Annotated in this window: 24 protein-coding genes and 1 tRNA gene; 18 read left to right on the top strand and 7 right to left on the bottom strand. The window is 69.7% G+C overall.

The annotated features are described in order from the left end of the window. Window positions 1-56 precede the first annotated feature (56 nt). Window positions 57-560, top strand: coding sequence for a GbsR/MarR family transcriptional regulator (locus tag DJ74_RS01200; protein WP_094526045.1), 504 nt, complete (start codon window positions 57-59; stop codon window positions 558-560). 140 nt (window positions 561-700) lie between these two features. On the opposite strand, the gene DJ74_RS01195 is transcribed toward DJ74_RS01200, so the two are convergent. Beyond that, on the bottom strand, window positions 701-1,252 hold the full coding sequence (locus tag DJ74_RS01195; protein ID WP_094524206.1) for a hypothetical protein: 552 nt from the start codon (window positions 1,250-1,252) through the stop codon (window positions 701-703). Window positions 1,253-1,412: 160 nt separating this feature from the next. On the opposite strand from DJ74_RS01195, the gene DJ74_RS01190 reads away from it, so the two are divergent. Then, a complete protein-coding gene (locus DJ74_RS01190) occupies window positions 1,413-1,865 on the top strand; it encodes a hypothetical protein (RefSeq protein WP_094524207.1) in 453 nt (150 codons plus the stop codon). Window positions 1,866-1,883: 18 nt separating this feature from the next. Here DJ74_RS01190 and DJ74_RS01185 read toward each other — a convergent pair whose 3' ends face one another. Then, complete coding sequence (locus DJ74_RS01185; RefSeq protein WP_094524208.1) at window positions 1,884-2,114, bottom strand: hypothetical protein; 231 nt, start codon at window positions 2,112-2,114, stop codon at window positions 1,884-1,886. A gap of 143 nt (window positions 2,115-2,257) precedes the next feature. Next, window positions 2,258-2,692 (bottom strand): universal stress protein, encoded by a 435-nt coding sequence (locus DJ74_RS01180; RefSeq protein ID WP_094524209.1) that lies wholly within the window; start codon window positions 2,690-2,692, stop codon window positions 2,258-2,260. A 171-nt stretch (window positions 2,693-2,863) separates the two neighbouring features. Between DJ74_RS01180 and DJ74_RS01175 the strand changes: the two genes are divergently transcribed. From DJ74_RS01175 to DJ74_RS01155, 5 genes are all read left to right on the top strand, one after another. After that, the gene (locus DJ74_RS01175) at window positions 2,864-3,301 is read left to right on the top strand and encodes a hypothetical protein (RefSeq protein ID WP_094524210.1); all 438 of its coding nucleotides are present in this window, start codon (window positions 2,864-2,866) and stop codon (window positions 3,299-3,301) included. Between the two features lie 92 nt (window positions 3,302-3,393). Beyond that, window positions 3,394-4,392 carry a hypothetical protein gene (locus DJ74_RS01170; RefSeq protein ID WP_094524211.1) on the top strand — a complete coding sequence of 333 codons (999 nt, stop codon included), beginning with the start codon at window positions 3,394-3,396 and terminating at the stop codon, window positions 4,390-4,392. Window positions 4,393-4,520: 128 nt separating this feature from the next. After that, window positions 4,521-5,759, top strand: a complete 1,239-nt coding sequence (locus DJ74_RS01165) for a PLP-dependent aminotransferase family protein (protein WP_094526044.1) — start codon at window positions 4,521-4,523, stop codon at window positions 5,757-5,759. Between the two features lie 275 nt (window positions 5,760-6,034). Then, the gene (locus tag DJ74_RS01160) at window positions 6,035-7,663 is read left to right on the top strand and encodes a Na+/H+ antiporter NhaC family protein (RefSeq protein WP_094526043.1); all 1,629 of its coding nucleotides are present in this window, start codon (window positions 6,035-6,037) and stop codon (window positions 7,661-7,663) included. 112 nt (window positions 7,664-7,775) lie between these two features. Beyond that, window positions 7,776-9,326 (top strand): hypothetical protein, encoded by a 1,551-nt coding sequence (locus DJ74_RS01155; RefSeq protein WP_094524214.1) that lies wholly within the window; start codon window positions 7,776-7,778, stop codon window positions 9,324-9,326. A 66-nt stretch (window positions 9,327-9,392) separates the two neighbouring features. Here DJ74_RS01155 and DJ74_RS01150 read toward each other — a convergent pair whose 3' ends face one another. Further along, entirely contained in the window at window positions 9,393-10,295 is a 903-nt protein-coding gene (locus DJ74_RS01150) for a zinc finger domain-containing protein (RefSeq protein ID WP_094526042.1), read from the bottom strand. A gap of 159 nt (window positions 10,296-10,454) precedes the next feature. On the opposite strand from DJ74_RS01150, the gene DJ74_RS01145 reads away from it, so the two are divergent. The 3 genes from DJ74_RS01145 to DJ74_RS01135 all read left to right on the top strand — a co-directional run bounded on the left by DJ74_RS01145 (window position 10,455) and on the right by DJ74_RS01135 (window position 13,029). Continuing rightward, a complete protein-coding gene (locus DJ74_RS01145) occupies window positions 10,455-11,048 on the top strand; it encodes a class I SAM-dependent methyltransferase (RefSeq protein WP_094526041.1) in 594 nt (197 codons plus the stop codon). A 108-nt stretch (window positions 11,049-11,156) separates the two neighbouring features. Further along, window positions 11,157-11,480, top strand: a complete 324-nt coding sequence (locus tag DJ74_RS01140) for a BolA/IbaG family iron-sulfur metabolism protein (protein ID WP_094526040.1) — start codon at window positions 11,157-11,159, stop codon at window positions 11,478-11,480. A 139-nt stretch (window positions 11,481-11,619) separates the two neighbouring features. Then, entirely contained in the window at window positions 11,620-13,029 is a 1,410-nt protein-coding gene (locus DJ74_RS01135) for an aspartate ammonia-lyase (RefSeq protein ID WP_094526039.1), read from the top strand. A gap of 21 nt (window positions 13,030-13,050) precedes the next feature. Here DJ74_RS01135 and DJ74_RS01130 read toward each other — a convergent pair whose 3' ends face one another. Beyond that, window positions 13,051-13,434, bottom strand: coding sequence for an ACT domain-containing protein (locus tag DJ74_RS01130; RefSeq protein WP_094524219.1), 384 nt, complete (start codon window positions 13,432-13,434; stop codon window positions 13,051-13,053). 112 nt (window positions 13,435-13,546) lie between these two features. Here DJ74_RS01130 and sucC point away from each other — a divergent pair, with 112 nt between their 5' ends. From sucC to deoC, 5 genes are all read left to right on the top strand, one after another. Further along, a complete protein-coding gene (gene sucC, locus DJ74_RS01125; protein WP_094524220.1) occupies window positions 13,547-14,692 on the top strand; it encodes an ADP-forming succinate--CoA ligase subunit beta in 1,146 nt (381 codons plus the stop codon). Further along, entirely contained in the window at window positions 14,689-15,558 is an 870-nt protein-coding gene (sucD, locus tag DJ74_RS01120; RefSeq protein ID WP_094524221.1) for a succinate--CoA ligase subunit alpha, read from the top strand. Before sucC ends, sucD begins: the two co-directional genes overlap by 4 nt. A 101-nt stretch (window positions 15,559-15,659) precedes the next feature. Next, window positions 15,660-18,242 (top strand): GAF domain-containing protein, encoded by a 2,583-nt coding sequence (locus DJ74_RS01115; protein ID WP_094526038.1) that lies wholly within the window; start codon window positions 15,660-15,662, stop codon window positions 18,240-18,242. A 154-nt stretch (window positions 18,243-18,396) separates the two neighbouring features. Continuing rightward, the gene (locus DJ74_RS01110; RefSeq protein WP_094524223.1) at window positions 18,397-18,714 is read left to right on the top strand and encodes an ArsR family transcriptional regulator; all 318 of its coding nucleotides are present in this window, start codon (window positions 18,397-18,399) and stop codon (window positions 18,712-18,714) included. A 113-nt stretch (window positions 18,715-18,827) separates the two neighbouring features. Beyond that, on the top strand, window positions 18,828-19,499 hold the full coding sequence (gene deoC, locus DJ74_RS01105) for a deoxyribose-phosphate aldolase (protein WP_094526037.1): 672 nt from the start codon (window positions 18,828-18,830) through the stop codon (window positions 19,497-19,499). A 124-nt stretch (window positions 19,500-19,623) separates the two neighbouring features. On the opposite strand, the gene DJ74_RS01100 is transcribed toward deoC, so the two are convergent. Beyond that, window positions 19,624-20,847, bottom strand: a complete 1,224-nt coding sequence (locus DJ74_RS01100; RefSeq protein WP_094524225.1) for a CBS domain-containing protein — start codon at window positions 20,845-20,847, stop codon at window positions 19,624-19,626. Window positions 20,848-21,067: 220 nt separating this feature from the next. Here DJ74_RS01100 and DJ74_RS01095 point away from each other — a divergent pair, with 220 nt between their 5' ends. From DJ74_RS01095 to DJ74_RS01085, 3 genes are all read left to right on the top strand, one after another. Further along, the gene (locus tag DJ74_RS01095; RefSeq protein ID WP_094524226.1) at window positions 21,068-21,475 is read left to right on the top strand and encodes a DUF2267 domain-containing protein; all 408 of its coding nucleotides are present in this window, start codon (window positions 21,068-21,070) and stop codon (window positions 21,473-21,475) included. A 77-nt stretch (window positions 21,476-21,552) separates the two neighbouring features. Then, window positions 21,553-21,636, top strand: a tRNA-Ser gene (locus DJ74_RS01090). Between the two features lie 162 nt (window positions 21,637-21,798). Continuing rightward, the gene (locus tag DJ74_RS01085; protein WP_094526036.1) at window positions 21,799-23,124 is read left to right on the top strand and encodes a tRNA (N(6)-L-threonylcarbamoyladenosine(37)-C(2))-methylthiotransferase; all 1,326 of its coding nucleotides are present in this window, start codon (window positions 21,799-21,801) and stop codon (window positions 23,122-23,124) included. 13 nt (window positions 23,125-23,137) lie between these two features. Here DJ74_RS01085 and DJ74_RS01080 read toward each other — a convergent pair whose 3' ends face one another. Continuing rightward, complete coding sequence (locus tag DJ74_RS01080) at window positions 23,138-25,204, bottom strand: long-chain fatty acid--CoA ligase (RefSeq protein WP_094526035.1); 2,067 nt, start codon at window positions 25,202-25,204, stop codon at window positions 23,138-23,140. Between the last annotated feature and the right edge of the window lie 38 nt (window positions 25,205-25,242).

Here is a 25,242-nt window from a genome sequence, read left to right as displayed (position 1 = left end):
TACCTCTGGTATGGCTGTTCGACACGTTCATGCGTCGGAGCGACGAGGTCGCCCGTATGAGTGAGAACGCCGAGGCCGCCCGCGAGCGCGTCATCGAATCGCTCGAGCAGTCGGCCGAGGTGTACGGGCTGAGCCGCAGCGCCGGCCGGATATACGGCGTTCTCTACTTCGCGGACGCCCCGCTGTCGATCCCCGAGCTCGTCGACCGGACCGGGTACGCGAAGTCGACCGTCAGCAACGTCACTCGGACGCTCACGCGCGTGGGCCTGATCCACCGTCGGTCGTCCGACGGCGGCGGGCGGCGGGTTCGGTTCGCCGCCGAGCGGGAGATCTGGTACATCCTGCAGGACGTGTTCCAACAGTACGTGCAACGAGAGCTCCAGACCACCCACCGGACGATCAGACGCGCGGAACGCGGGCTGGACGACGGAGACGGCGTCGAGGCCGAGCGGATCCGCGAGCTCCGAGAGACGTACGAGGACCTCCAAGAGATCGTCGAACTCGCGTCGGAGCTCTCTGCCGCGGAGCTGCGCGACGCCCTGGACTCGTACGAGGGATAGCGCTCACCGAGCCGTCGGGGGCGCGAGCGAGCCCGTCCGCCGATCGAAGCCTCTTCTCCTCCTGCTTACCGATCGAAGCCTCTTCCCCTCCTGCTTACCGATCGAAGCCTCTTCCCCTCCTGCTTACCGACCGAAGCCTCCTACCAGTACACCGTGTACGTACACGCGTCGCCGCCCTCGCGTCGGCAGTCCGGCCCGGTCTCCTCGATGAACACGAACGCGTCGACCGGCGCGTGTTCCTTCGCCACGCCGCGGATCAGCCCGCGGTCGAACGGGCACGGATACGGCGTGTGACACGTCACTTCGCCGGCCCGGTCGTCCGTCCGCTCGAAGCGGTACTCGCCTATCTCTCCGCCGCGATGGTTCCGCCGGTACGCCTCGTCGATACCGCGAAGCCCGCCCGCGACGGTCGCGGACTCGCTCGGCCAGTCCGCGACGTCGGGAAGCTGCTCGCCGAGGCGGTCGAGGACGTGCGGCTGGAGGTCCGTCGCGATGGTCTCGAAGGCGTCTAGCCACGCCTGCTGCGGGTACCACTCGTCGGGAGAGGGGTCCCGGATCCCCTCCTCCGCGAGCGCCGCGAGCGCCCGTTCGCGGTACGCGTCGGAGAACCGTCCCATCCCCTCCTCGACGATAGAAAGGACAGTTCGACCGTTCACTTCCACGTCGCGGTCGAACGGCTCGTACGGTGTCATGATAACTGTCTAACGAATTCGGAGTGATAAACCCAGCACATCGGACGACCGGGCGGCCGACGCCGGGCCGCGGCGCGGCGTTCGAGGTGACCCTCGCCCGCGGACATGTTTCAGATTATTTGACAAAAACATAATACGGGTGGGGGCGCCTCGTGGACGCATGGTGAAGAGCACGGTCCGGTTTCCCGAGTCGGTGGTCGGCGAGATCGAGTCGCTGGTCGAGAGCGGCCAGTTCGAGAGCAAGTCCGAGTTCTACCGTTTTTCGACCGACAACGTGCTGAATCAGGTGCTCGACGACTACGAACCGGAGACCATCGACTACGAGCAGATCAGGGAGGAGGTGATGCCGCAGGCGGAGCGCGAGCTGGGCGCCGACGCCGACGCGGATCACCCGCCGTTCTTCGAGTCGGTCGCGTTCGTCAGGAAGTTGGCCCTCCGCGGGAACGTCAGCGACGCCGAGGACTTCATCGACCACCAGTACGTCCCGGGCGACCGGCACGCGGTCCTCCTCGAGGAACTGCTCCGGCTGTACCGAGACGAGACGGCCCCCGCTCCGCGACAGGCCCCCCCGGACCGCGAGCCGCGCGCCGCGCCGGAGGAGCGACAGCACTGACCGGGAATCGCCGCCGCCTCACCGGTTCAACCGCCATCGGATCGCCGCGGCCGCGACCAGCACCGTCGCGAACGTGACGCCCCCGGATATCAGCGCCCCGCGGGCCCCCGTCGTTCCCGTGGTGATGACGCTCACCGACGCCCCGCCGCCCGCGACGGCGGCGCCGCCGGCCACCCCGCCGAATCCGATACAACAGAGGCTCAACAGCCCAACGAGCGACAGCGACCCCAAGAGGCCGTCGTCGCTCACGGCTCGCTCACCCGCCGTCCGACCGCGTCGAACGCGGCCGAGGGCGACGCGTCGGTCGCAGTCGATGCGAACGCGATCACGGTCGCTCTCGTCGGCCCGCGTGTGAATAGCTGACGGGATCGGGCGCGGGGCGCGCCGGACCGCTACCTCGACGCGGGGACGGAGACGACCGTCGTCGACGCGTCGCGGAGGACGCGCTCGGTAGTGCTGCCGAGCAGGTCCCCCGCGGCGTCGCGGGCGCCGCGGGTCCCCATGACGATCGCGTCGGCGCCGATCTCGTCCGCGTACGCGACGATCTCCCGCGACGGGACGCCCTCCCCGATCGCGGTCTCGCAGTCCATCCCCGCCGCCGTCGCCTCGGACTCGATCCGCTCGACGGCCGCCTCGAGACGGACCCGCTGCTCCGGGTCGTCGTCGTCGAACGCGCCCGGCTTCCCGGACCGCTCGTAGGTCGGGAGGTCCTCCAGCACGCCGAGGACGTGGACCGTCCCGTCGGGCGCCGTGATCTCGACCGCGTCCTCTACGGCCGCGAACGCGGCGTCGCTACCGCCGGTCGGGATCAGGGTCGTGCCGTACATGCGGTCGGTGGTACGGGCGCGTTTCTGAAGAGGATTACCGTCGAGCGGGATCCGCTCTCGACCGTCGCCGCGATCGCGGCCCGGATCTCTCCCGGCGAACTCGCCGCGAACGGGCCGTTGAACGCTCAGTAAGATACTTTAGCGTTCGGAGCTTAACCGTTACCAAGTGTCATGGAGGCCGTGGACGACGTGTCGGATCGGATCCGATCCGACGGCGACTCGGAGGGGCGTCACGCGTATCGGACGGACCGGGCCGCCCGCGAGGGCGGTCGGTTCCTCGGCGAGGTCGACGACGAGCGCTTCCGCGAGGTGCTCGCGCGCCACCCCGAGGCGTGCGAGGCGTTCAGGATGATATCCGGGGCCGGATACCGGGACCCGGCGGAGGCGATGGGCACCTACTCCGCGGCGGAACACGCCGGGCGGGTCAGGACCGACGTCGAGTCGATCGCGGCGGTCCTGAGCGACGCGGACCACACCTGCGTCGTCAGGCTCGACACCGCCGACCCGCAGCTCGCGACGGTTCGGAACGGGGTCGAGCGGGCGCAGATCGAGTTCGACACCGCGCGGGTCCGCTGGGTCCCGCCGGACGCGGGAGAGCCCGGCGGCTGACTCGACGGTCGGATCGCGCGTCCGACCACCGTGACTACAGTCGCTGTTTGGGTAACGGACAGCCCTTTGCGAGCGGTGGCCCGTCTCTCCGTATGGACGACACTCCGATCTCTCGGCGTCGGTTCGCCGCGAGCGGGATCGCCGCCGCGGCGGTCGCCGCCGCGGGCTGTCTCGGCGGGACGTCCGGTGACGGCGAACCGGGATCGAACGGCGCGGACGGCGACCGCGTGCTCAGGCTGTCGCTCTCGGGACTCGGCGACGCCCTCCGTGACAGGTACGTCACCGATCCCGAGGAGGCCGATCCGAACTGGGCGGACGGGGCCTTCGAGGCCGTCAGGAACGGAACGACGCTGACGACGCAGTACCGGAAACCGTTCTTCTCGGACGCGGACGATCCGACGTACGCCCGACACGACGGGACGTACTACTGGCTCGACTCGGTCGTCGTCGACGAGGTCGCCGTCTCGCGTCCCGTGCTCAGACTGTTCGAGCCCGCGGAGACGAGCGACGGAGCCGCCGAGCCGAAGAGCGCTGATGCGCTTCCGGCGATCGACCGGCGGGCCGTCGAGATCGCGCACCACGCGGCGCGGGCGCGGGGGAACGAGGGCGGGATGCCGGTGGGGCTGGTCCGGCGCGGCGGTTACGTGTACCGCCGGGACGACGCCGCGGCGGAGAGCGACCTGCTCGCGGCGGACGGCCCCGACCGCGTCACCGTTCGCGACACGGAGTATGTCGTCGAGATCACCGAGGAGGAGTTCCACGAGCCGGTGTACCGAGCGACCGGTGAACGGGTGGCCGACACGCCGGAGCGGATGGAGGCGATACTCCGCGCCGAGTTCGTCGGCGCCCGGATCTCCCGCGACGGCCTCTCCGCCGACGCGAGAGACCTCCTGCTGGAGGCCGAGGCCGACGAGTACCGCGAGTCGCACCCGTACTCGGAGGCGTACCGGGAGGTGCTCCGAGCGCTCCACGAGCGACCGTACATCGACGGGAACGTCCGGAAGGACGCCGGGGTGGACTCGAACCGGGCCGACCTGTGCCGGTACGACGACGTGTACTACGACTACCAACTCCGGTTCGTCTCCCTCTGACCGTCGATCGGCCGGTTCGATTCGTCGTTCTGATCGTATCGGCCGTTATTTCGGAGTTATCCGATCTTTCTTTTGCCGTTCTGCGCCAGACTTATGATATCGTGGGCGATGTCGTATCATAACTGACGATGACACAACAGGATCCGTCGGACGGGATCGAACACCTCTTCGCCGATACCGTTCGCGACACGATGGGAAGCGCCGTGTACGGCGACTGGCGATCGATCCATAACGCGGACGCGGCGCCGCTCGCCTTCGGGTTCCCGTACCCGGAGTCGTTCCCGAACGAGGAGCTGGCCGCCGCCACCGATTCGCTGCTGTCGAGCGAGCCGGAGCGCGCGCTCCAGTACGGCGGCGGCGACCACGCCGACGGACTCCGCGACCTCGTCGTCGACCGGGCGCGGGACCGCGGCATCGACTGCGCCGCGGAGACGGTCCACGTCACGAACGGTGCGACGCGGGCGATCGACACGGTCTGTCGGACGTTCCTCGAACCGGGCGACGAGGTCGTCGTCGAGGCGCCGACGTTCATGGGCGCGCTGGGCATCTTCCGGAACCACGGCGCGGCGGTGACCGGCGTGACCGTGGACGAGGAGGGGCTCGACGTCGACGCGCTCGCGGACGACCTCGTCTCGCGCGCGCAGTGCGGCGCGGCCCAGCCGAAGCTCGTCTACACGATCCCCGACTTCCAGAACCCCACCGGGGTCACGATGGCGACGGACCGACGCGAGCGGCTCCTCGACCTCGCCGAGCGGTACGACTTCGTCGTGCTCGAGGACGACCCGTACGGCCGGCTGCGGTACGAGGGCTCCGAGCGACCGCCCCTCAAGGCCCTCGACGTCGACGACCGCGTGGTCCGTGTAAACACCGTCTCGAAGACGATCGCGCCCGGGGTCCGAACGGGATGGATCGTGGCCGACGAGACGACGACGGCGCAGTTCGATCGGATCGACGCTGGCGGCGAGCCGAGCTTCACCCGCGGGCTGATCGATCGCTACTGCACGGACGGGCGGCTCGACCGAGCCGTCGCTCGGCTGTGCGAGGGGTACGAGCGGCGACGGGACCGGATGCTCGCGAGCCTCGAAACGCACATGCCGCCGAGCGCGACGTGGAGCGAGCCGAGCGGCGGGTTCTTCGTCTGGGTCGAGTTCCCGGAGGGGACCGACGCCGAGGCGATGCTGCCCGACGCCATCGACGCCGGTGTCACATATCTCCCCGGGACGTTCTTCTACCCCGACGACGGCGGCCGGCGATTCGCTCGCCTCTCCTTCAGTTACGCGTCGCCGTCAGCAATCGACGACGGTATCGAGTCGCTGGCCCGGACCGTCCGCGACCGCGTCTCGGTGACCGGCGGGAAGAACGGGTAGACCGGCGGCGCCCAGCGAGTCGGACGCGGACCAGCGAACTGGTCGCTGTCTAGTGGGGATCGCCACCGAGCGACGAGCCGCATCACCGACCGCGAGACGCCGCTTAATATTGTATTAATAACTGGTAGTGTTGGTCACGCCCCCATGCAACAGCCTTATTATACACAAACAGCCAGTGCGGTCCGAGACGGTATCAGATTACTCTAACGATTCCGGAGTAAACTCGACGAGTATCGGGTTTCAATCCAGTATTGGTTCCGTTTGTGAGGTGAGTTATGACGGTTGAGACCTACGGGGCGATATCGCTGTTCCCGCCGCTGTTCGCGATCGTGCTCGCGATGGTCACCCGGAAGCCGGTCCTCTCGCTGTTCCTCGGCATCTGGTCGGGCGCGGTGATTTTCACCGCGAACGTCGGCGTGGTGCAGTCGCTCGACTGGGTGGTCTCCTCGATCGGGGAGAGCACGTTCAACGCGAAGATCATGCTGATCGTGCTGTTCCTCGGCGCCGGCGTCGCGCTCATCTGGCGGCTCGGCGGGGCCTCCGCGATCGCGAACGCCGCGACCTCGCGGCTCGACTCACAGCGGAAGGTCGGGCTCGCGACGTGGGTCTTCGGCATGCTGTGGTTCTTCGGCGACTACTCGAACACGGCGATCGTCGGCACGACGATGCGGGAGATGGCCGACGAGCTGCGCATGTCCCGCGAGAAGCTCGCGTACATCATCGACTCGACGGCCGCGCCGGTCGCCACGTTCGGGATCTCCAGTTGGGTCGTCTACCAGCTGAGCATGATCCGGGAGGGGTACTCGGCGGCGGGCATCTCGCCCGAATCGGAAGCGGTGCCCGGCGCGTTCGCGCTGTTCATCCAGAGCGTCCCGTTCAACGTCTACTGCATCCTCGCGGTGGCGATGGTCGGGATCATCGTGCTCAGCCAGCGCGACTTCGGCGAGATGCTCACGGCCGAGACCCGCTCGTGGACGGAGGGGAAGCTGCTCCGCGACAACGCGGTTCCCATGCAGAGCGCGGAGGACAGCCTCGGCGACCTCCTGACCGACTCGCCGCAGCTTCGGTTCTTCCTGGTCCCGGTCGGGGCGCTCATCACGGTCGTCATCGGCGGGGCCTTCTTCACCGGACTCTCGGCGTCCGACCCCGGCGCCTCGACGCTCGACGTCGTCGGGAACGCGCAGTTCGTCGACGCGCTGCTCTGGGGGACGTTCTCGATGGTCTCGGTCGCGATCGTGCTCGGCGTGGGCAGCGGCGTCGCCTCGCTCGACGAGGCGATGGAAACGGTCATCGACGGGTTCGGTATGATGCTGACCGCGCTGTCCATCCTCGTGATGGCGTGGACGATCGGGACGGTCACGACCGCGCTCGGAACCGGCGTGTACGTCACCAACGTCGCCGAGGCGTTCGTCACTCCGACCCTGCTCCCCCTCGTCGTGCTGTTCGCGGCCGCGGTCGTCGCGTTCTCCACCGGCACGTCGTGGGGCACGATGGCGATCGTGACGCCGATCGCGATCCCGCTGGCGTACAGCGTCGGCGGCGGCACCGCGGCGCTGTTGCCGGTGGCCGTCGGAACGATCTTCAGCGGGGCGATCTTCGGCGACCACTGCTCGCCCATCTCCGACACCACAATCCTGGCGTCGACGTTCACGGGATCGGACCACATCGACCACGTCCGGACGCAGATGTACTACGCGGTGACCGTCCTCGGCGTCTCAGCGCTGCTCCTGCTGACGTGGGGCGTCACCGGGATCACGCCGGTGATCCTGCTGCCGGTCGGCGCGGCCCTGCTGTACGGGATCGTCTACGTCCTCTCCGAGCTGGACGCCGGCCGGAAGGACGTCCTCGCGAAGCCGGTCGAGTCCGCACAGCAGACGCCGGCGTCGGCCCCGTCCGACGACTGACTCGTCCGGACGGCGTTCGCGGCGTCGCGACGCGTGACGGCTCGTCGACGCCGCGGCCCGTTCCTGTCGTCTCAGGGGTACTTTCATATTCGGCTCCGAACTATGCGTGTGTATGACTGGCAAAGGTAGCGATCCGGTCGAACGACTGAAACGCGTCGCCGATATCGACGTCGATGCGTTCGACGCCCGGGTCCGCGAGGAGGCCGACGCGATCCGGGCCCACGTCGAGGCGGGGACGTTCGACAACGAGCAGGTGACGACGGGGCTCGAGTACGAGTTCTACGCCGTCGACCGCGAGACGGACAACCTCCGTCGGATCCCGCGGTCGCTTCTGGGCTGCGTGGGGTTCGACCGGGAGCTCGGGCTCCACAACGCGGAGCTGAACTCGGCTGTCCACCCGTTCACCGGCCGCGGCATCGACGCCGTCCGGGCGGACGTGACCGGGAAGCTCGACGCGCTCCAGCGGCGCGCCGCCGCGGACGGGATCCGCGTGGTGAGCGACGGGATGTGGACGATCGGCCCGGCGGAGAGCGCGACGGACGACTACCTGACCGAGGCCACGCACGAGGAGGGGTTGACGCTGGGGATCAACGTCAGCAACGGGGTCCGATATCACGGGTTCGCCAGCGTCGGCGCGGACCGGTTGATCGGGAGCGAGATCGACGTCCCCGGCGCGAGGATCGACGCGGACAGCGCGGGACCGGTCAGTCTCACCACGTCGATCCAGCCCCACTACCAGCCCCGCCGCGCCGCGGACCTCCCGAGGTATCACCGGATCGCGACGCGGCTCGCCGGGCCGCTGCTCGCGCTCGCCGTCAACTCGCCGTTCCTGCCGCCCGCGCTCTACGACGACCCCGGCCCCGACCGCGAACTGCTCGTGGCGGACGGGTACGCCGAACACCGGATCCCGGTGTACGAGCAGATGATGAATCCGCCGGGACGCGATCGAAAGGTGAAGTTCCCCCGCGACATCGACAGCGTGGGGGCGGCCATCGACCGCATCGCGGCCGACCCGGTGCTCGTCCCGGCGGAGATCGAGGCGGAGGGCCGGTTCGACGACGAGTTCGTCCACTTCCGACACAAACACGGGAGCTACTGGCGGTGGGTCCGGCCGGTGTTCGACGGCGCGACCGAGGGGAGCGCGAGCGCCCGGATCGAGTTCCGCCCGCTCCCCGGCCAGCCGACGATCCCCGACGCGGTGGCGATCCTCGCCGCGTTCGGCGGGGCGATGCGGGGGATCGCGGAGCGCGGCCACCCGGTCGTCGACCTCCCCTGGGAGCGGGCCGAATCGAACTTCTACGCGGCCGCCCGCAACGGGCTCGACGCCGAAATGGAGTGGATCACGGCCGACGGTGCGACGACGACGGAGACCGCGGGACTGTACCGCGACCTGTTCGCCGCCGCGAAGGACGGACTTGAGGAGCACGGCTGTACGACCGACCAGATCGCCGCGGCGCTCTCCCCGCTCCGGAGCCGAGTCGAGACCGGCCGGACGCCCGCGGACTGGAAGCGGTCGGCCGTCGCCGTCGCCCTCGACGACGGGGCGACCCCCGCCGAGGCGATCCGGTCGACGCAGCGCGCCTATATCCGGCTCCAAGCGCGAACGCTCTACGACGAGTCGCTCGCCGACTGGCCGGGGCCCGAGTCCGTTCTCCTCGGGTGACTCGGGGGCGGCGCGTCGGCCGAGAGCGAGTCCGTCACGGCGGGGCGGTCCGGCCCGCGAGACGGGTCACTCGCGCCGCATCGCTATCCCGGAGTAGCCGCAGGCGTCGCAGGAGAGCGTCTCGCGGGCGCCGAACCGGTACGCCACCAGCGGATCGCCACAGCGGGGGCAGGGGTCGCCGGCGGCCGGCGGCGGGGCGTGGCGGACCCCGGCGACGACGAGTCGGACGGCGAGCTCGTGGGCGGCGTCCTCGTCGACCGCGCCGCCCCAGATCACGTTGGCGTCGGCGCCGATCCGCTCTCTGACCGCCGCGATGACGTCGGTCGCGGCGGCGATGCTGGTCTCGGGGTCGACGACGACGTCCACGAGCACCGCGCTCGCGTCGGTCGCGTCGACCCCCTCGGGGAGCCCGTCGAACGCCGCCGCGACCGCGGCACCCGGGGCGTCGCGGTCGGCGGTCCCGGTTCCCAGCGCGGCGACGCCGGCCGAGAGCACCGTCTCGGCGTCGGTGAGGTCGAGGTTGACGAAGCCGGGCTCCTGGACCGTCGCGAGGAACGCGCGGATCGCCGCCTCGACGGCGTCGCCCTCCGCGAGCAGCACCGCGTCGACGGCGTCGCGGACCGCGGACAGCGCGTCGTCGTCGGCCGCGTTCGCGGGGACGACCGCGACCGCGAACGCGTCGAGCCCGCCGAGCGCCCGAAGCGACTCGACCGCCTCGTGGCCCTCGCCGACCTCGTCGGGATCGAGCGCGACGACGACCGCCGCGGGGGGCGACGCGTCTGCCGGCGCCGGCGCGGCGCCACGCTCGGTCGCGGAGGCCGCCTCCGCGAGGAGGGCCGCGACCGACGCGTACCGGGCGTTGCGGAACGCCGAGCCCGCGAGCCGGTCGCCGTGGGCGCCGAGGCCGCAGACGACGACGGAACCGCCGAGGGCGTCGGCCGCCTCGCGCAGGTCGTCCCGGTGAGACATCTGGAAGGGCCGTTTCGGCTCCGTCGACAAACCCCTTCCCACTCGCGGGCCGGACGGGCGACCGATCGCGGCCGGCGATCGATCGCTTCGGACGACCCCTCCCGAGGCGCCGCGGGTCGGATCCAAACCGCTAACCGAGCCCGATCACAACCGCTTCGCATGGACCGCTTCCGGAACACGGGACAGCCGGACTGGGACTGGTGGGGACGGATCTGGCCGACGCCGGGCGAGACGCTCCGGCGGCTCGGCGTGGCGCCGGGCGACCGCGTCGCCGAGATCGGCTGCGGCAACGGCTACTTCGCCCTCCCGGCCGCGCGGGTCGCCGACCCGGCGTCGGTGTACGCCGTCGACCTCGACGGGTCGCTGCTCGCGGAGCTCGAAGGGCTCGCGGCGGAGCAGGGGATCGAGAACGTCGTGCCGGTCCGCGGCGACGCGCGCGACCTCGCCGCGCTCCTCCCCGAGCCGGTCGACGTCGCGCTGCTGGCGAACGCCTTCCACGGGATCGACGACCGGGCCGGCTTCGTCTCGGGCGTCGCCGGCGCGCTCGCCGTCGACGGGCGGTTCGTCGTCGTCAACTGGCGCGACCGGCCGCGGGAGGAGACGACGCTCGCCGGCGAGCCGCGCGGCCCGCCGACCGAGCTGCGAGTGGGTCCGGCGGAGACGCGGCGCGCGGTCGAGGACGCCAGCGACCTGTGGCTCGCCCGCGAGGTCGACCTCCCGCCGTTCCACTACGGGCTCGTCTTCGAGCGGTGAGGCGGGTCGCGGCGCGGCTCCCCGCGCGAGCCCTCCCGTCGCCTGCCCCCGGCGGCTTCCCCGGCGCGTATGCGGTCGATTTTTGACGAGGCGGCCCCGAACCGGGGTATGACCATCGAACCGGCCGAGATAGAGGAGATCATCGAGGCGGGGATCCCGGACGCCGTCGCCCGCGTGACGAACCCCCGGATCCACGACGACGAGGACGAGGACGCGCACTTCGCGGCCGTCGTCGTCTCCCCCGCCTTCGAGGGCGAGTCGCTCGTCGACCAGCACCAGCGCGTGTACGACGCCGTCGGCGACCACATGACCCGGTCGGTCCACGCGCTGGAGATCAAGACGTACACGCCCGCCGACTACGCCGAGCACGGGAGCGGCAGCCTCGCGCCGGAGCTCCGCGACGCGGGGCTGTTCCCGGTCGACGAGGCGTAGACCCCGGCCGCGACGCGTAGACACCGACCCCGGTCCCGACCCCGGCCGCGACGCGCACCGCGCCGGTTCGGCTCCCCGCGTCCGCGTTCGACTGAGCGCTTTCAGTAGCTTTTACCCGGTCTCGCGGGAAGCGTCGCGCATGGGTGACGACTACCGCACGGAGGAGGACAGCCTCGGCGAGATGCAGGTGCCGGCCGACGCCTACTGGGGCGCGCAGACCCAGCGCGCGGTCGAGAACTTCCCGATATCCGGGATCCCGATGAGCCGGCGGTTCATCCGCGCGCTCGGCGTCGTGAAGAAGGCGGCCGCGCAGGCGAACCGCGACCTCGACCTGATCGACGAGGACACCGCGGAGGCGATCGTCGCCGCCGCCGACGAGGTGATCGCCGGCGAGCACGACGACCAGTTCCCGGTCGACGTGTTCCAGACCGGCTCGGGGACCTCCTCGAACATGAACGCCAACGAGGTGATCGCCAACCGCGCCGCCGAGATCGCCGGCGCGGAGATCGGCGACCGCGTCGTCCACCCGAACGACCACGTCAACTACGGGCAGTCGTCCAACGACGTGATCCCCACGGCGATGCACGTCGCGTCCCTGGAGGCCGTCGAGAAGGACCTCGTGCCCGCCCTGGAGACGCTCCACGCCGAGCTGGAGGCGAAGGAGACCGCGTTCGACGGCGTCGTCAAGACCGGCCGCACGCACCTCCAGGACGCGACGCCGATCCGCCTCGGCCAGGAGTTCGGCGGCTACCGGACCCAAGTCGCGAAGGGGATCGAGCGGGCCGAGGCCGTCCAGTCGAACCTGCGCGAGCTCGCCCTCGGCGGCACCGCGGTCGGCACCGGGCTCAACACCCATCCCGACTTCCCGGAGCTCGCCGCGGAGTACATCTCCGACGAGACGAACACGACGTTCCGCGAGGCCGACAACCACTTCGAGGCGCAGGCGGCCCACGACGCGATGGCGGAGGCGCACGGCTCGCTCCGGACCATCGCCGGGAGCATGAACAAGATGGCGAACGACCTGCGGCTGCTCGCCTCCGGCCCGCGCAACGGGCTCGGCGAGGTCGAGCAGCCGGAGAACCAGCCCGGCTCCTCGATCATGCCCGGGAAGATCAATCCCGTCGTCGCCGAGTCGGTCAATCAGGTCCACAAGCAGGTCGTCGGCAACGACGCCGCGATCTCGGCCGGCGCCGCCCGCGGCGAGATCGACCTGAACCTTTATAAGCCGGTCATCGCGCACAACTTCCTCGAATCGGCCGAGCTGCTCTCGAACGCCGCCGAGACGTTCGGCGAGCGTTTCGTCGCGAAGCTGGAGGCCAACGAGGAGCACTGCGAGACCCGCGTCGAGCAGTCGATGGCTCTGGCGACCGCACTGAACCCCGCGATCGGCTACGACAAGGCGTCGAAGGTCGCGAAGACGGCTTTAAAAGAGGGGAAAAGCGTCCGCGAGGCCGCGGTCGAGGCCGGCTACCTCACCGAGGCGGAGGCGGACGAGGTGCTCGACCCCGAGGCGATGACCCACCGCGTCATCCTCGGCGACGAGGACTGAGACCCGGGATCGTCGGGGGCGTCAGTCGACGACCTCACAGCCCAGTTCTTCGAGCCGCCGGACCGCGGCGGGGCGGTCGGTCTCTTTGATCAACACGTGGTCCGTCGCGTACGACGAGAGGACGAACACCGAGACTTCGACCTCGGCGAGCGCCGTGGCCACCGCCGCCAGGAACCCGACGAGCTCGAACGGGAGTTCCATCTCGAAGGTGAGGCGCTTCCATCCGGGCTCGACCGCGTCGGCGTCGACCGCGTCGACCTCGTCCTCCTCGACGACCACCGTCGTCTCGCCCGCCTCTCTGATCGTCGCGAACGCGGCGGAATGGTCGCGGTCGGTCCGGCAAACCGCGTACGTCTCGTCCGACACGCTGACCGTTCCGCCGTCGAGGAACTCGGTCGGGTCCATGCCGACCGCAGTCGTTCGGCGGATAAAAATGCCCGTCGCCGTCTCCCACCGTCCCCGCCGCTCGCGCGGAATCGGCACCATTTAAGCCGCTCTCGGTCCCCCTTCGAGACGGATGAAACTACACGAATATCAGGCGAAGACTATCTTCGCGGACGCCGGGATCCCGGTCCCGGATTCCCGGCTCGCGACGACCGTCGACGAGGCGCTCGACGCCGTCGACGAGATCGGCTACCCGGCCGCGATCAAGGCGCAGGTCCACGTGGGCGGCCGCGGCAAGGCCGGCGGCATCAAGATCGCGACCGACCGCGACGAGGCCGAGGCGTACGCCGAGGAGATCCTCGGGATGGACCTGAAGGGGTACACCGTCGACTCGGTGCTCGTCGAGGCCGGCGTCGACTTCGTGGACGAGCTGTACGTCGGCGTCACGATGGACCGCGGCGAGGGGAAGCCCGTCCTGATGGTGTCGACCGAGGGCGGCGTGAACATCGAGGAAGTCGCCGAGGAGAACCCCGACGCGATCGCGCGCGAGCACGTCGACCCCGCGTTCGGGCTCCACCCGTACCAGGCCCGCAAGGTCGTGTACGAGGCGGGCGTCGACGCCGACGTCGCGCTCGACGTGGCGTCGATCCTCTCGACGCTGTACGACCTCTACGAGGGGAACGACGCCTCCGAGATCGAGGTCAACCCCGTCATGATCACGGGCGACCGCGAGGTCGTCGCGGCCGACGCCGTGATGAACATCGACGAGGACGCGCTGTTCCGCCAGCCGGAGCTGGCCGAGATGGCCGAGGCGTCCTACGAGGACGACCTCGAACGGAAGGCCGGCGAGTACGGCTTCGACTACGTCCGCCTCTCGGGCAACGTCGGCATCATCGGCAACGGCGCCGGGCTCGTGATGACGACGCTCGACCTGGTCGACTACTACGGCGGCAAGCCCGCCAACTTCCTCGACATCGGCGGCGGCGCGAAGGCCGAGCGCGTCACGAAGGCGCTCGACATGGTGTTCTCCGACCCCAACGTCGACAGCGTCGTGTTCAACATCTTCGGCGGGATCACCCGGGGCGACGAGGTCGCGAAGGGGATCAACGAGGCGCTCGCGGAGTTCGACGAGATCCCGAAGCCGGTCGTCGTCCGGCTCGCCGGGACCAACGCCGAGGAGGGGATGGAGATCCTGAACACAGACCTGATCGAGGTCGAGGAGACGCTGGAGGAAGCGGTCCAGCGCGCGGTGAAGAACGCGGAGGAGGTGACCCAATGAGCATTTTCGTCGACGACGACACCAGAGTGGTAGTCCAGGGGATCACCGGCGGGGAGGGGAAGTTCCACGCCGGCCAGATGATCGAGTACGGCACGAACGTCGTCGCCGGCGCGGTGCCCGGCAAGGGCGGCCAGGAGGTCGCCGGCGTCCCCGTCTACGACACCGTGGACGAGGCCGTCGAGGCGGAGGACGCCGACGCGTCCGTCGTCTTCGTCCCGCCGGCGTTCGCGGGCGACGCCATCTTCGAGGCGCTCGACACGGACCTCGACCTCGCGGTCGCGATCACCGAGGGGATCCCGACCCAGGACATGGCGAAGGTGAACAAGCGGCTGGGCGAGACCGACACGCGCCTGCTCGGCCCGAACTGCCCCGGGATCATCACGCCGGGCGAGGCGAAACTCGGCATCCTGCCCGGAAACATCTTCGCCGAGGGCAACGTCGGGCTCGTCTCCCGCTCCGGCACCCTGACGTACCAGGTGGTCGATAACCTCACCGAGCGCGGGATCGGTCAGACGACCGCGATCGGCATCGGCGGGGACCCGATCATCGGCACCTCCTTCATCGACGCCCTGGAGGCGTTCGAGGCCGACACCGAGACCGACGCGGTCGTGATGTGCGGCGAGATCGGCGGGGAGGACGAGGAGCAGGCCGCGCGGTTCATCGGCGAACACATGGACACGCCGGTCGCCGGCTTCATCGCCGGACGGACGGCGCCGCCGGGCAAGCGGATGGGCCACGCGGGCGCCATCGTCTCCGGCTCCGGGACCGGCACCGCGCAGTCGAAGATCGACGCGCTCAACAACGCGGGCGTCCCCGTCGGCGACACCCCCGAAGAGGTCGCCGACCACGTCGAGGACTTCCTGTAAGCGACGACGGGGTGGGCCCCCGACTCGATTTCAGCCGTTCCGGTTCTCAGTCCTGACCATCGGAGCGAAAGCTAAACTTACCGGTAGTGTGACGGCCACCTATGGATACCGCTCCCGGGAACGACGGCGACGATCCCACCGCCGACGCCTTCCGCGGAGGGGAGCCCGCCGGCGGCGGGCCGCGACGGGTGCTCATCGTCGACGACGAGCCCGGCGCCGCGGACCTCGCGGCGACCCACGTCGAGCGACTGGTCGACGGGATCGAGACGGTGACGTACACCGCCCCGGACGACGCGCTCGCGGCGGTCGAGTCGGAGCGTATCGACTGCGTCGTCAGCGACTTCGACATGCCCGGCAGCGACGGGCTCGAACTGCTCACCGCGGTCCGCGAGGTCGATCCCGGGATCCCGTTCGTGCTGTTCACGGGGAAGGGGTCCGAAGAGATCGCCAGCGAGGCGATCTCCGCCGGGGTGACGGACTACCTCCAGAAGGGCGGCGGGAGAGACCGGTACGAGATGCTCGCGAACAGCGTCGCGAACGCGCTGGAACGGCGACAGGTCGAGCGGAACCTCCGGGAGGTGAACGCGAAGGTGACCGCGCTCCACCGGTTCGCGACGGAGGTCGCCGCCTGCGAGCGCGTCGACGAGGTGTTCGAACGGACCGTCGACGCCGCGGAGGGCATACTGGAATTCGACCGGTGCGTCACGGCCCGCCGCCGCGGCGACACCCTCGTCCCCGCGGCGCTCTCGGAGAGCGTCACCGACGAGGAGGTCCGCTCGTTCGAGGTCGGCGAGGGGGTCGTCGGGACCACCGCCGCCGAGGAGCGGACGATGGTCGTCGACAACGTCAGCGTCGACCCCGCCGACCCGGACCAGTTGGAGGACCCGGAGAACTGCGACCCGCCGAGCGCCGGGGAAGCCGCCGACTGCGGGCGAGCCGACGATCACGGCCGGGCCGACGGCGCCGCGGTCGCCGACCCGGTCGCCGACGACATCCGCTCGGCGATCAGCGTCCCGATCGGTCCGTACGGCGTGTTGCAGGCCGTCTCTGACGGATACGCCGCGTTCGACGAGGGCGACGTCGAGTTCGCGGAGCTGCTGGCCGCCCACACCGCCGACGCGATCGAGCAGATCGAGACGGAGAACGCGCTGCGGGCCGAACGCGACCGACTGACGGCGCTGTTCGACGATCTCCCGCTGCCGGGAGTCAGAACGGTCGCGCTCGGCGGCGGCGAACGCCGTCTCGACGCCACGAACGAGGCGTTCGAGCGGACGTTCGGCTACTCGGCGGCCGACCACGGCTACCGCGAGATACGCGACGCCATCATCCCGGAGGGCGCCGCCCGGTTCGACCCCGAGACGGTCCTCGATCGGGACGGGACGCCGCGGCTCGAAGTGCGCCGCCGGACGACCGACGGGCTCAGGGACTTCATCCTGCACGTGATTCCCGTGCGTCAGCACGACGAGACGGTCATCTACAGCGTCTACGCCGACATCGGCGAGCAGAAACGGGTCGAGCGGACCCTGCGGAACCTCCACGAGACGACCCGCGAGATGTTCCGCGGCGAGGACCGCGAGGAGATCGCGGCGCTCGCGGCGCGCGCGGCCATCGACATCCTGGAGTTCCCGAGCAGCGGGGTCCGCCTGTACGACCCCGAGAGCGGGACGCTGCTCCCCACGGCGATCAGCGAGGAGGCGACGGCGGCGCTCGGGGACCGCCCGGCGTTCGGCCCAGGCGACGGTCGCGTCTGGGAGGCGTTCGAGACGGGAGAACCGATCGTCGTCGGCGATCTCGACGCGGTCGACACCGCCGTCACCTACGGCGAGCACCGGAGCCTGCTCGTCGTCCCGCTCGGCGACCACGGCGTGATGCCGCTCGGCTCCCGCGAGCCGGACTTCTTCGACGACACGGCGATCCAGCTGGCGCGGGTGCTCGCGGCCAACGTCACCGTCGCGCTCGACGGGGCCGAGCGCACGGCGCAGCTGCGGAACCGCGACGCCGCGCTCCAGCGCGAGATCGACCGACTGGAGAAGTTCGCCGGGCTCGTCTCGCACGACCTCCGGAACCCGCTCAACGTCGCGGCCGGGCGGCTCGATCTCGCGCGGGGGCTCGTCGACGACGACGGCGCCCTCCACGAGCTCGACCGGATCGACGACGCTCACGAGCGGATGGAGGAGCTCATCGACGACCTCCTCACGCTGGCGCGACAGGGCCGGACGGTCGACGAGTCGGAGCCGGTCTCGCTCGCCGAGGCGGCGGCGGAGGCGTGGCGCACCGTGGACACCCCCGCTGCGACGCTGGACGCGCCCGACGATGGGGTCGCGGTGGAGGCCGACCCGGAGCGCCTCCGGACGCTCTTAGAGAACCTGTTTACGAACAGCGTGGTGCACGGCACCGGTGGCAGTCGGGCGGAGCCCGACGACGTCGTCGAGCACGGCTCGACCGAGGCGGACCCCGGCGTCACCGTCACATTCGGCGGGCTCTCGGACGGGTTCTACGTCGCCGACGACGGCGCGGGATTCGACGTCGACCCCGACGAGGCGATCGAGTACGGCGTCTCGAGCGACCCGCGCGGGACCGGCTTCGGACTCGCGATCGTCCGCGAGATCGCGGCCGCGCACGGGTGGACGGTCTCTATCGACGACGACGACGGGGCGCGGTTCGAGTTCCGTACGCGCGAGTAGAGGCGGACGAATCGAAGAGCGCCCCGCCGGCGACCGGACACGCTCTCGTTCCGTCGCGCCCGCGCGCTCATAATATATAAATCAATGGGGAGCTGTGCGGCGGTGATACACACCCGAGCCACGGTTATGCACGGCTCGCCCGTATACGCTTTATATGGACGACAGTGCCCGCGAGCTGCTCGCGCCGCTCCCCCCGAGCGCCAAACTGGTCTACTACGTTCTCGACGAGGAGGGCCGGTTCGACCAGACCGGGCTCGCCGAGGAGACCCGCCTTTCGACCCGAACCGTCCGGTTCGCGGTCGAGAAGCTCACCGAGGTCGGACTCGTCGAGGAAGGCCTGTGTCCCCGCGACGCTCGTCGGTCGGTGTACGCGCCCGTCCCCGAGTCGGAGCGCTCGGGAGAGGCCGAGCCGGAGGCCGTCTCCGAGCCGGACGCCGAGACGCCCACGGCGACCGCGGTCGCCGAGGACTGAGACCGAGCGGCCGCACTCCCGCGTGCGTTCGTCGCTCCGCCGGAGAAACGGTGGCGGGTCGGGACGCGTCGAGCGGCCGACACACTTAGGCCCTCGGACGCGAGGGAGCAGACATGTCACTGGAGAACACACTGCGAGACGATCCAGGGCGGGTCGCGTCGATAATCGACCACACGAACGTCGACCCGACCGCGAGCGAGGCGGCGGTCCGGACCCTCTGTAACGAGGTCCTCGAATACGGATTCCGCTCGGCGGTCGTCGTTCCGTACCACGCGCCGCTCGCGAGCGAACTGCTCGGCGGGGAAGCCGACGTCGTCGCGGTGATCGGGTTCCCCTACGGGATACAGAACTCGGCGGCCAAACGGAGCGAGGTCGAAGCGCTCCGCGACCACGTCGACGAGTTCGACATGGTGATGAACAGGACCGCGTTCGCGAACGGCGATCACGACCTCGTCGTCGACGACGTCGAAGCGGTGAAGGACGCGGTCGGGGAGAAGACGCTGAAATGTATCATCGAGTCGCCGGCCTTGACGCCGCCCGAGATACGGCGGGCCGCCGAGCTCGTCGAGGCCGGCGGCGCCGACTTCGTCAAGACCGCCGTCGGATACGACGGGCCGACGGATCCAGCGGAGATCGCGGCGATCCGAGAGGCGGTCGCCCCGGAGACCGAAATAAAAGCGTCGGGCGGAATATCGACCTTCGACGAAGCCCTCGAAATGGTGGCCGCAGGTGCGACCCGGATCGGCGCCTCCTCGGGCGTGGCGATCTACGAGACGACGCAGTAGCGTCCGTCCGAATCGGCAGCGCGTCGGGGTCGGTTCGACCGTTCGCCGACGGCCCCGGTCGCGATCGCGAAGCCGTCGCACAGCGCGGAGCCGTCTCGGTTCGCGCAGCGCGGGGCCGTCCCGATCACTCCGCGTCTTCGAGTATCCACCCGAAGCGCTTCTCCCAGAACGCCTCGTTCCGCGGCTTCTTGTTCCGCCCGTACGTCTTCTTATCACGTATCTGGCGTTCGAGAACGTCTCGGACCTCGTTAAGCGCGTGGCTCGCACCGTACCCCTCGGCCGAAGCGATGTACAGACCTTGGTCCGTGTGGAGCCGGATCCGGGCGAGCAACAGCGGCGTCCCCCGAAGCTTCTCGTCGTGTTCGTGGAGGTGGACTTTCGCGTCGAGGATGTCCATGCCGTGGTCCCTGTCGTCGAACTTCTCGATCATCTCCACGATCTCGTCGTACTCCACGTCGTCGAGGAGGGCCGAGTTGTACACTTGGACGGCGCGGGTCTCGTCGGCCTCCCACGTCAGCGAGTCGAGGATATCCGTTTTCGTGACGATCCCCGCCAGCTCACCGTCCTGCTCGACGACCAGTGACGATCCGCCGATCTCGAACAGCTCTTCCACGGCGGTTTCAAGCGTCCGGGCGGGCGCGATCGTCCGCACCGGTGAAACCATCACGTCTCGAACCGGCAGATCGATGACTCGCGCCAGTTCGCCCTCCCGGGCGCCGAAACCGCCCCGCCGCGTGCGCCCGTCGCTGACCCCCGTGCCGTCGGCGTCCGCTTGCGTGTCGCCCGCGTCTCCGCCCTGGCTCCGAACCGCACTCCGAACCGTCAGGTCCATGAGATCGTAGAGACTGAGGATCCCGACCGCCGCGTCGTCCTCCACGACCGGGATATGCGTGATCCGGTTTTCGCGAAAGAGGTTGAGCGCTTCGCCGACGCTCGTTCGCGGTCCGACAGTGATGACGTCCGGCGAATACGCGTCGGCGACCGTGGCGGCGTCGAGGAACTGCTTGACGTTCTCCAGCAGGTCGTCCGCGGTAACGACGCCGATCAGATCGTCCCCGTCGAACACGGGGAGCAGCCGTGAGCCCCCGTCGATCATGAGCTGTGCGACCCGCCGGACGTCCTCGTCAGGCGTGACCCGGGGAACGTTCCAAGCCACCGACTCGATCTTCTGGTCCGGCTGATGGTGTGAGCTCGCGAGCTGCCGCCTCGTGACGACTCCCTCGAACGCCCCTCCGTCCACGACGACTCCCGCAACTGACGGGTCGTCGAACGTCCCAACGAGCTTCGAGACCGGTGTGTCGGGAGGAAGGTTCACGTACTCCGTCGAAACGATGTCTGTTATGTCCATGAGTGTGGGTGCGTTTCCGCGTTGGTCGGCCCGGCCTGTTCCGCTGCCGCCGCCTCGTTAACAGTTGTATATTTGCCAATCGTTCACAAGTACCTACTGACTGTTCTCGGCACCCGGAAACACGTACTTCGCTGGCTCGTCGCTGAACGCCCGCGGTTCGGTTTCCAGACGGTGAGAATTATCATCATAGTTGACATGCTTCCGCGGGCTCCATTTACACATGAACTTCGACGAATTCACCGGCGACGTACAGCACCGACTCGAACTGCCCGGGACGGGCGAGACGGTACGGGCCATCCGGGCGACGCTCATGACCCTCGGCGAGCGCCTCCCCGAGGGGAACGCGGCGGACCTCGCCGCGTCGCTTCCGATCGAGATCAAGTGGTACCTGACCGGCGCGGTCCACGAACACGGCCAGCGCTTCGACTGGCAGGAGTTCGTCGAGCGGGTGAGCGAGATCGAGCGAACGGACCCGGCCGACGCGGCTTATCACGCCCGGGTCATCGTGGACGTCGTTCGGTCGCAGGTCCCCGAATCGGACTTCCAACAGCTCCGGGACATGCTTCCCGAAAGCGGCGACTCCGAGGACTGGGGGAGCCTCTTCGAGCTCGTCGACGCCGAGAACTGAGGCGAGCCGGCCGGCGGGTCGACCGGTGACGCCCCCGTCCGCGCTCGCGGCCCGTTCTCCGATCGGAGCGGCCAACTGGTGGGATGACGGAGCGGACGAACGTGCCTGCTTGGAACGCAGGTGGCCGGAAGGCCTCGTGGGTTCGAATCCCACTCCCACCGTACGCACGGTGCGCACGCCGCGCCGCGCACCCCCCGTTCGGGCTTCGAATTCCACTCCCGCCGCCTCCCGTTCGGGCTTCGAATTTCACTCCCACAGCCTCCGGCGCGCTCGGCTCCGATCCGTCGCGTTTTTGGCCGCGGGACCGGTAGTGTGCACACTCGATGGCGACGTATCACATCGAAACCTACGGCTGCAGTTCCAACCGGGGTGAGAGCCGGGAGATCGAGCGCGCGCTCCGCGACGGCGGTCACCGCCCGGCCGACGGGCCCGAGGACGCCGACGTCGCCATCCTCAACACCTGTACGGTCGTCGAGAAGACGGAACGGAACATGCTCCGCCGCGCCGAGGAGCTCCAAGAGACGACCGCCGACCTCGTCGTCACCGGCTGCATGGCGCTCGCGCAGGGCGAGACGTTCGAGGAGGCCGGCATCGACGCCGAGATCCTCCACTGGGACGAGGTGCCGACGTACGCGCTCAACGGCGAGTGCCCGACGACCACGCCGGACGCCGATCCGGTCCTGGACGGCGTCGTCGGCCTCCTCCCCATCGCGCGCGGTTGTATGAGCAACTGCTCGTACTGCATCACGAAGTTCGCGACCGGCCGGGTCGACTCCCCGTCGGTCGAGGAGAACGTCGAGAAGGCCCGAGCGCTGGTCCACGCCGGCGCGAAGGAGATTCGCGTCACGGGACAGGACACCGGCGTCTACGGTTGGGATAACGGCGAGCGCAAGCTCCCGGAGCTGCTCGACCGCATCTGCGACATCGACGGCGAGTTCCGCGTCCGGCTCGGGATGGCGAACCCCGGCGGCATCCACGGGATCCACGAGGAGCTCGCGGAGGTGTTCGCCGAGAACGAGGAGCTGTACGACTTCATCCACGCGCCGGTCCAGTCCGGCTCCGACGAGGTGCTCGAAGAGATGCGCCGGCAGCACCGGGTCGACAAGTTCCGCGAGGTCGTCGAGACGTTCGACGACCGGCTCGACCACTGGACGCTCTCGACCGACTTCATCGTCGGCTTCCCCACGGAGACGGAGGCCGACCACGAGCTGTCGATGGACCTCCTCGCCGAGGTCCGCCCCGAGAAGATCAACGTCACCCGCTTCTCGAAGCGCCCCGGCACGGACGCCGCCGAGATGAAGGGGCTCGGCGGGACCCTCAAGAAGGAGCGCTCGAAGGCGATGTCGGCGCTGAAGATGGACGTCGTCGGCGAGGCGTACGAGTCGATGGTGGGCGAAGCGTTCGAGGTGCTCGTCGTCGAGGAGGGGACCGGCGACTCGGTGAAGTGCCGCGACTCCGCGTACCGCCAGATCATCGTGCAGAGCGCGACCGAGCGCGGCGTCGAAGTCGGGGACTTCCTGACGGTCGAGGTGACCGGCCACAACACCGTCTACGCGTTCGCGGACCCCGTCGAGACGCCGCGGTCGGACGCCGCCGGCGCCGACGACTCCGGCGCAGACGACGCCGGGGCGATCCCGGGCGACGACTGACCGGCCGGGGCGTTCACCCCTCGTAGATCAGCTCGACCTCGTCGGCGAAGCGGTCCAAGATGTTGCGCCGCTTCTTCTTCATCGTCGGCGTGAGCAGGTCGTTCTCCTCGGAGAACTCCTCCTCGACGAGCCGGAACTGCTTGATCCGCTCGTACGGCTCGAACTCCTCGTTCACGCGGTCGACCTCCGCTTGGATCCGCTCGCGGACCCGGTCGTCCCGGCAGACCGCACTGCGCGCGTGGGGGAGATCGATCCCGCGCGTGTCCGCCCACGACTCCACTTTCTCGAAGTTCGGGACGATGAGCGCCGAGACGAACTTCCGCCCGTCGCCGAGCACGACGCACTGCTCGACGAACTCGTTCGCGGCGAACCGGTCCTCGATCGGACCCGGCGCGACGTTCTTTCCGGTCGAGAGCACGAGCAGCTGCTTCGCGCGTTCGCGGAAGGCGACGTACCCGTCCGGCCGGAACTGGACGATGTCTCCGGTGCGGAACCACGGCTCGTCCGGGTCGCCGTCGCGCTCCTCGGGAGGCGTCCCGGCCACGACGACGTCCTCGGGGAGCCGGTCCGGTTCGGTGAACGCCTCAGCGGTCGCGTCCGGGCGGTTCCAGTAGCCGTCGGTCACCTGCGGGCCGCGAACGAGCAGTTCGCCCACGTCGCCCGCCAGACCGGCGACCTCCTCGCCGACGACCGTGCCGTCGATCGCGATCTCGGTGTCGACGACCGGCGGACCGATGGTGCCGACCTTCGGCTCCTCCGGCGGGTTCACGCTGATCACCGGCGACGTCTCCGTGAGCCCGTACCCCTCCAGGATCGGGAGGTCCATCGCGTGGTACAGCGCGCACAGCTCGGCCGACAGCGACCCGCCGCCGGAGATGAAGAAGTCGATGTTACCGCCGATCGCCTCTCGGACCGACGAGAAGACGAGCCGGTCGGCGACCGCGCGCTTCGCGTCGAGCAGGGCGCCGGGATTGTCGGCCTCGTGATGGGACCGACCCACGTCGACCGCCCACTCGAAGATCCGCTCTTTCACCGGCGACTCACCGGCCTGATCGCGGATCGCGTCGTACAGCTTCTCGTAGACGCGCGGGACGCTCGTGGTCGTCGTCGGCCGCACGAGCCCGAAGTCGTCGCGGAGCGTGTCCGGGCTCTCGGCGTACGCGACCGTCGCGCCCGCCGCGAACATCATGTAGTGGCCCGCCATGCGCTCGAAGACGTGCGCGAGCGGGAGGAAGGACAGCGTCGTCGACTCGGCCGATATCCCCGGCGCGTCGGGGTCGCGGTCCGGTCGGTCCGCGAAGCGGCGGTAACACTGCGAGACGTTGTCCCGGAAGTTCGCGTGGGTGAGCCGGACCCCCTTCGGCTTTCCCGTCGTCCCGGAGGTGTAGATGAGGCTGGCGAGGTCGCCGACGCCGGTCGCGTCGAGCCACCCCTCGTAGGCGTCGGGGTCGAACGCGTCGGCGCCCAGCGCGTGGAGCTCGCCGAGGGTGTACACGTCGTCGGCGGAGAGGGCGGGACCGTCGCCGTCGCCCCTGGTGCCGCCGCCGAAGTCGAGCTCGGCCGCGTCCACGTCGTCGAACGAGACGATCGCGTCGAGGTCCCGCGAGAGGTCGTCGGCGACGGCGAGCACCTCGTCCAAGAGGTCGCGGTTCTCGACGACGGCGACCGTCGCGCCGGGGTCCTCCAGCAGGTACCGCACTTGGTCCGGCGAGGAGGAGGCGTAGACGGTCGTCACCACTCCGCCCGCGGCCAGCGCGGCGAAGTCCGTCTGCGCCCACTCCATCCGCGTCTCCGCGTAGAGGGCGACGCGGGTGTCGTCGTCGACCCCGAGTTCGCGGAACCCCGCGGCGAGGCGCCGAACGACGTCGCGCATCTCGGCGTAGGTGACGCCGGCGTACTCGCCGTCGGGCGCGGGCGGGAGGACGCCCTCCGTCACCAGCGACCGGTCGTATATCCCGCCCTTGTACCGCTGGGCGGTCCGGTCGGCGTTGCGCTCGGCGGACCGCTCGAAGGTTCGCGGGAGCGTCTCCCGAGCCACGACGTCGTCCGCGAACTCCCGTTCCGCCTCCTGCCAGTGCATACCCCCTTCGACCCGCCCGAACGATATAAACGATCGGG

The organism is Halorubrum sp. Ea8, assembly GCF_002252925.1.
Lineage (GTDB): Archaea > Halobacteriota > Halobacteria > Halobacteriales > Haloferacaceae > Halorubrum.
Note: the sequence above shows the minus strand (reverse complement) of the source record. Positions and strands in the feature narration are given on the sequence as shown.

Excerpts from the sequence above, each read along its gene's own strand:
- DJ74_RS01200 (WP_094526045.1), top strand. The coding sequence starts at position 57 with ATGAGTGAGAACGCCGAGGCCGCCCGCGAGCGCGTCATCGAATCGCTC.
- DJ74_RS01195 (WP_094524206.1), bottom strand. The coding sequence starts at position 1,252 with ATGACACCGTACGAGCCGTTCGACCGCGACGTGGAAGTGAACGGTCGA.
- DJ74_RS01190 (WP_094524207.1), top strand. The coding sequence starts at position 1,413 with ATGGTGAAGAGCACGGTCCGGTTTCCCGAGTCGGTGGTCGGCGAGATC.
- DJ74_RS01180 (WP_094524209.1), bottom strand. The coding sequence starts at position 2,692 with ATGTACGGCACGACCCTGATCCCGACCGGCGGTAGCGACGCCGCGTTC.
- DJ74_RS01175 (WP_094524210.1), top strand. The coding sequence starts at position 2,864 with ATGGAGGCCGTGGACGACGTGTCGGATCGGATCCGATCCGACGGCGAC.
- DJ74_RS01170 (WP_094524211.1), top strand. The coding sequence starts at position 3,394 with ATGGACGACACTCCGATCTCTCGGCGTCGGTTCGCCGCGAGCGGGATC.
- DJ74_RS01165 (WP_094526044.1), top strand. The coding sequence starts at position 4,521 with ATGACACAACAGGATCCGTCGGACGGGATCGAACACCTCTTCGCCGAT.
- DJ74_RS01160 (WP_094526043.1), top strand. The coding sequence starts at position 6,035 with ATGACGGTTGAGACCTACGGGGCGATATCGCTGTTCCCGCCGCTGTTC.
- DJ74_RS01155 (WP_094524214.1), top strand. The coding sequence starts at position 7,776 with ATGACTGGCAAAGGTAGCGATCCGGTCGAACGACTGAAACGCGTCGCC.
- DJ74_RS01150 (WP_094526042.1), bottom strand. The coding sequence starts at position 10,295 with ATGTCTCACCGGGACGACCTGCGCGAGGCGGCCGACGCCCTCGGCGGT.
- DJ74_RS01145 (WP_094526041.1), top strand. The coding sequence starts at position 10,455 with ATGGACCGCTTCCGGAACACGGGACAGCCGGACTGGGACTGGTGGGGA.
- DJ74_RS01140 (WP_094526040.1), top strand. The coding sequence starts at position 11,157 with ATGACCATCGAACCGGCCGAGATAGAGGAGATCATCGAGGCGGGGATC.
- DJ74_RS01135 (WP_094526039.1), top strand. The coding sequence starts at position 11,620 with ATGGGTGACGACTACCGCACGGAGGAGGACAGCCTCGGCGAGATGCAG.
- DJ74_RS01130 (WP_094524219.1), bottom strand. The coding sequence starts at position 13,434 with ATGGACCCGACCGAGTTCCTCGACGGCGGAACGGTCAGCGTGTCGGAC.
- sucC (WP_094524220.1), top strand. The coding sequence starts at position 13,547 with ATGAAACTACACGAATATCAGGCGAAGACTATCTTCGCGGACGCCGGG.
- sucD (WP_094524221.1), top strand. The coding sequence starts at position 14,689 with ATGAGCATTTTCGTCGACGACGACACCAGAGTGGTAGTCCAGGGGATC.
- DJ74_RS01115 (WP_094526038.1), top strand. The coding sequence starts at position 15,660 with ATGGATACCGCTCCCGGGAACGACGGCGACGATCCCACCGCCGACGCC.
- DJ74_RS01110 (WP_094524223.1), top strand. The coding sequence starts at position 18,397 with ATGGACGACAGTGCCCGCGAGCTGCTCGCGCCGCTCCCCCCGAGCGCC.
- deoC (WP_094526037.1), top strand. The coding sequence starts at position 18,828 with ATGTCACTGGAGAACACACTGCGAGACGATCCAGGGCGGGTCGCGTCG.
- DJ74_RS01100 (WP_094524225.1), bottom strand. The coding sequence starts at position 20,847 with ATGGACATAACAGACATCGTTTCGACGGAGTACGTGAACCTTCCTCCC.
- DJ74_RS01095 (WP_094524226.1), top strand. The coding sequence starts at position 21,068 with ATGAACTTCGACGAATTCACCGGCGACGTACAGCACCGACTCGAACTG.
- DJ74_RS01085 (WP_094526036.1), top strand. The coding sequence starts at position 21,799 with ATGGCGACGTATCACATCGAAACCTACGGCTGCAGTTCCAACCGGGGT.
- DJ74_RS01080 (WP_094526035.1), bottom strand. The coding sequence starts at position 25,204 with ATGCACTGGCAGGAGGCGGAACGGGAGTTCGCGGACGACGTCGTGGCT.